The organism is Armatimonadota bacterium (assembly GCA_035527535.1).
In the GTDB taxonomy this organism is placed as follows: Bacteria; Armatimonadota; Hebobacteria.
The window spans coordinates 1-4,037 of sequence record DATLAK010000080.1 but is presented as its reverse complement, the minus strand read 5'-3'; the positions used below and the strand labels follow the sequence as shown (position 1 = coordinate 4,037).

Genomic DNA, 4,037 nt, shown 5'->3' with positions numbered 1-4,037 from the left:
GTCATCCCGAGCAACGCGAGGGATCCCCTACCGGGGTTGCTCGCGGCTGGAATCGCTGATCTTGCGCATCCCCGATAGGGGATTCCTCGGGCGCGTCGCTTCCTCGGAATGACATGCCCGAAGCTTTACGCATAATCTGGGTCTAATCCGTGTCCATCTGTGCTAATCTGCGGTTCCCCCCCCTACCTCCCCGCTCGCGGCAAGTTGTCAACCCAGAACCGCGGGTCCACGGCTTGCCCGGAGACATAAACGCCCCAGTGCAAGTGCGGGCCGGTCGCGGCGCCGGTCATGCCCACCTTGGCGATTCGCTCGCCCCGGTTCACGCGTTGGCCTTCGACGACGCAGATCTCCGATAGGTGGAGATAGATCGACCCCACCCCCTGCCCGTGGTCGAGCACGATGGTCTTGCCGTGGAGCTTGAAGTCATCGCGGACGAGCCTGACGATGCCGCCGGCCGGCGCGAACACCTTGGCCCCCATCGGCGCTGCCAAATCCAGGCCCCGGTGGCGGTACTGGATCCTGCCGTTGATCGTGCGCGCGAGCCCGAAGCCGGTGCTCACGCGGGCCTTCACCGGCCACGCAAACGGCCCTTGCCATAGCTGCTGATCGGCCGTCTGCGCGAGCCCCGCGTGAATCGTCGGCGCTTCCTGCTTCACCGAGGGGTCATCGTAAACCCGGCTCGCCTCCTGTTTCATCCGCAGCTTCTGCACGCCGAAGTTGCGCTTGGCCACCGTCGCCCTGGCCGTGGTGCGCGTGACAGCGCCGGCATCGTCGCGCAGCACGATCTCCAGCTTCCGCGGCCCCGGGGGGGTGTCCGGCGGCACCGGCAAGATCGCCCGGTAGGCGTCGCCCACGCGGTAGAGCGGGTAGGACTTCCCTTCCCATTGGCACTCGGGGGCGAGAGATTCCTCCGCCCGCACCAGGACCAACAGGCAGTCTCCCTGGCGCGCGGGGGAGGGCGTCACCGCGATGCTGACGGTGGTCTCGGCGTCAGCGACGGCGACCGCCAGGCACAACATCACACTGCAAACCATGCGCGTCATGGTATGATGGATTCGCCGGCGTGAGGGGATCCCCTCCGTGCGCCGTCAACGAGCGAAGGAGAGCGGAGGGCGCGCGCGGAAATCAACGCCAGCCACCGCGCGCCAGCGGGCCGCGATGCGTTCGACCCATGCGCTACGGCATCATCTCGGACATTCACGCCAACCTCGAGGCGCTGGAGGCGGCGCTCAAGCGTCTGCGGGGCGTTGACGCCTACATCTGCCTGGGCGACATCATCGGCTACGGCCCCGACCCCGGCGAGTGCATCGAGGTGGTGAAGGCGCTGCCGGGCCTGCGGTGCGTGATCGGCAATCACGACCTGGCGTGCGTGGGCAAGTATGACGTCAACTGGTTCAACTGGTACGCGCGCGACGCGATTGCATGGACGCAGGAGCGCCTGACCGCGGCCGACCGGGGCTACCTGCTGTCGCTCCCGCTGATGGACATGGAGAACTCGCTGACGCTGGTGCATGGGTCGTTGCCGCAGCCCATGGACTACGTCACCTCAGCCGCGGATGCGCGCGGGGTCTTCGCGGAGATGATCACGCCGGTGTGCCTGATCGGGCACACGCATGTCTCCGAGCACTACGCCCATACCCATGGCGCGGCACACGTGACCCACCGGTCGCTCAAGCGCGGCGGCACGGTCAAGCTCGACCGCGGCCTGAGCTACATCGTCAACTGCGGCAGTGTCGGCCAGCCGCGCGACGGCAACCCCCTGGCCAGTTTCGGGCTTTACGACACCGCCCGCCGCGAGGTGAAAATCATGCGGGTCGAGTACGCGGTCGAGCGCGTGCGGGAGAAGATGGAAGAGGTGAATCTGCCCGCCCTGCTCGGGGAGCGGCTGGCGCTGGGGCGGTGAAGGCGGTCTCGGACGTCATTCCGAGCCCTTCGACTTCGCTGCTCAGGATGACGGTTGCGCGCGCGGGCTGGGGTTGCAGATGCTAGCGCTTGCCGCGCTGCGGCATCGGTTGCGAGCCGAGCTGTTCGAGCGCGTAGTGGAAATCAATCTTCTCCGCCGGGGTGATGGGACCCATGGTCTCGAATTGGCGGCGCTCCTCGGGCGAGAGCGAAGGCCTCTCCGGGCGCAGCATCGCACGGTTCCATTTCTCCTCGCGCACGAGCTGCTCGCCGACGCGCTTGCAGCGCCCGCAGCGGAAGCGGACATACACGAAGCTCGGGCCCATGAGGCTGAGGTAAAGGCTCGTCTGCAGAATCTCACGCGGGCCGATGTGATGGCCGCAGTTACAAGTCACGATATCGCGGGGAGCACCCATCTTGTCAGCAACCTATCCGACTGCAACGACAGCCCATTATAGCAGCTTCCGGCGGCCCTGCAAAGCGCCCCGTCTCCGGCGCCTGCGCTCGGCGGCGCCGACAGCGTCGCTGATGGTTGTATTTCTCGTCACCGCGGGAGGCGTATCCGCACCGCCGAGCGCGGGCGCACCGGCGGTGACGCCGGGCCCCTCCTCCCAGGTGCTCGCCGAGAACGCCGCGCTCGAGCAGGAGCTAACCGGTATCCGCATCGAGAACCGCCCCGACGGAGTGATAGCGGTTGCCGGCGACGGGGGATGGCGCCCGATCGGCTCGGTCCTGCGCTATACGACGACGCTCGACCGCGAACAGTTCACCGCCAGCACCTGGGGGCGGGCGGGAACCGTCGTCGCCACCGCCGTCAACGCCCTCCATATCAAGGTCACGCAGGACGAGCACACCGACCGCGGCGTCGGCTTCTCGCTCCTGCCGCGGGAGTTCACCCCCGGGGCCAAACAGCCCTTCGCGACCCGCAGCCCCGACTCCAGCATCTATACCGATATCCCCGCCGGCACCGCCATCTTCGGCGGCGACTACTCCCCCTTCGTCGGCAGCCCCGTCTACGTCGAGCGCGCCGGGGAGCTGGTTGCGCTGCCGCCGGACTACCTCCCGGCGCTGGGCGATGTGCTCGTGATCCGCGTGCTGCGCCCGCGCCCCTACCCCGCGCAGATGGTGTTCGAGAACCGCTTCCAGGGGCTGATCCACCTGCAGTATCCCGACGGCTCGAGCAAGCCCATCGGCACGGTGCTGCGCCCGGTGATGGGGGTCGGCAGGTTCCCGGGCACGCTGTACGCGGGCATCGGCCGCATTCGCGCCAACCATCCCGGCGTCATAGACATCTCGACCTCCCTGGTGGGCGAGATCGGCGGCTTCCAGATCGTGCCCGCGGGCCACGCCATGAGCCCGGAGACGAGGTACGTCCGCCTGCTGACGCAGTGGATGGTGGTTGGGCCCCTCGATGCGCGCGACCCGACGTGGGAGGGAGTGGCGCCGCTGTTTCTTCGGTACCTGCGACCGCAGTACGATGCGGCCGATCTTTACGCCGCGGATTGGGAGGCGCGCCTGCTGGGGCGGTTCCTGGTCGAGGTCGAGATCGGCGGGCGCTGGCAGGCAATGCCCCATTTCGCCATCGGCGCGAGCGCCAACGCGCCGCTCCCGGACTGGGCGGCGTCGGCGCTGCAGGAGGTCGAGGCCATCCGCATCATGTTCCCGCTGGAGGAGAGGTCGTGAGCGCAGACCTGCACCGGCTGATGGTCAAGGTCTCGCCGCAGGCGGCGCCGGGAGTTGGGGACGCGATGCTGTCCCTGGGGCGTGGGATCGAGGAGCAGCCGCGCAGCACCGAGGTGCGCCTCATTACGTACCTGGCGGCCGCGGAAGATGTCAGCCGCGCGCGCCGGCGAATCCGCGAGCGCATCGCCGCTCTGCGTGAGGCGGGCCTGGAGGTCGGGGCTGCGACCATCACCGTGCGCTCGGTGCCCTCGCGCACGTGGGAGCAAGCGCTGGCAGCGGGCATGGAGGTGGTGCGGGTGCCGCCCCGCATCGCCGTGAAGCCCGCCTGGAAACGGTACGTCGCTCAGCCGGGGGAAGTGGTGGTCGAGCTCGACTCGGGCATGGCGTTCGGCACCGGCGAGCACACCACGACCAGGGGCTGCCTCGGCGCGCTCGGGCGTTGCATCTTCGGT

At 68.5% G+C, this 4,037-nt stretch carries 5 protein-coding genes; 3 read left to right on the top strand and 2 right to left on the bottom strand.

Features of this window, described 5'->3' with window-relative positions; genetic code table 11:
• Positions 1-182: 182 nt before the first annotated feature.
• Positions 183-1,043 carry a M23 family metallopeptidase gene (locus tag VM221_05480; protein ID HUT74274.1) on the bottom strand — a complete coding sequence of 287 codons (861 nt, stop codon included), beginning with the start codon at positions 1,041-1,043 and terminating at the stop codon, positions 183-185.
• Positions 1,044-1,171: 128 nt separating this feature from the next.
• On the opposite strand from VM221_05480, the gene VM221_05475 reads away from it, so the two are divergent.
• Positions 1,172-1,903: a metallophosphoesterase family protein gene (locus VM221_05475; protein HUT74273.1), complete on the top strand. Its 732-nt coding sequence runs from the start codon at positions 1,172-1,174 to the stop codon at positions 1,901-1,903.
• An 82-nt stretch (positions 1,904-1,985) separates the two neighbouring features.
• On the opposite strand, the gene VM221_05470 is transcribed toward VM221_05475, so the two are convergent.
• Positions 1,986-2,318 carry a hypothetical protein gene (locus VM221_05470; protein HUT74272.1) on the bottom strand — a complete coding sequence of 111 codons (333 nt, stop codon included), beginning with the start codon at positions 2,316-2,318 and terminating at the stop codon, positions 1,986-1,988.
• Between the two features lie 175 nt (positions 2,319-2,493).
• On the opposite strand from VM221_05470, the gene VM221_05465 reads away from it, so the two are divergent.
• Together VM221_05465 and VM221_05460 are read left to right on the top strand one after the other, a co-directional pair.
• Positions 2,494-3,585: a hypothetical protein gene (locus VM221_05465; GenBank protein HUT74271.1), complete on the top strand. Its 1,092-nt coding sequence runs from the start codon at positions 2,494-2,496 to the stop codon at positions 3,583-3,585.
• A partial coding sequence (locus tag VM221_05460; protein HUT74270.1) for a 50S ribosomal protein L11 methyltransferase occupies positions 3,582-4,037 on the top strand: 456 nt, incomplete at its 3' end. The genes VM221_05465 and VM221_05460, both read left to right, overlap by 4 nt.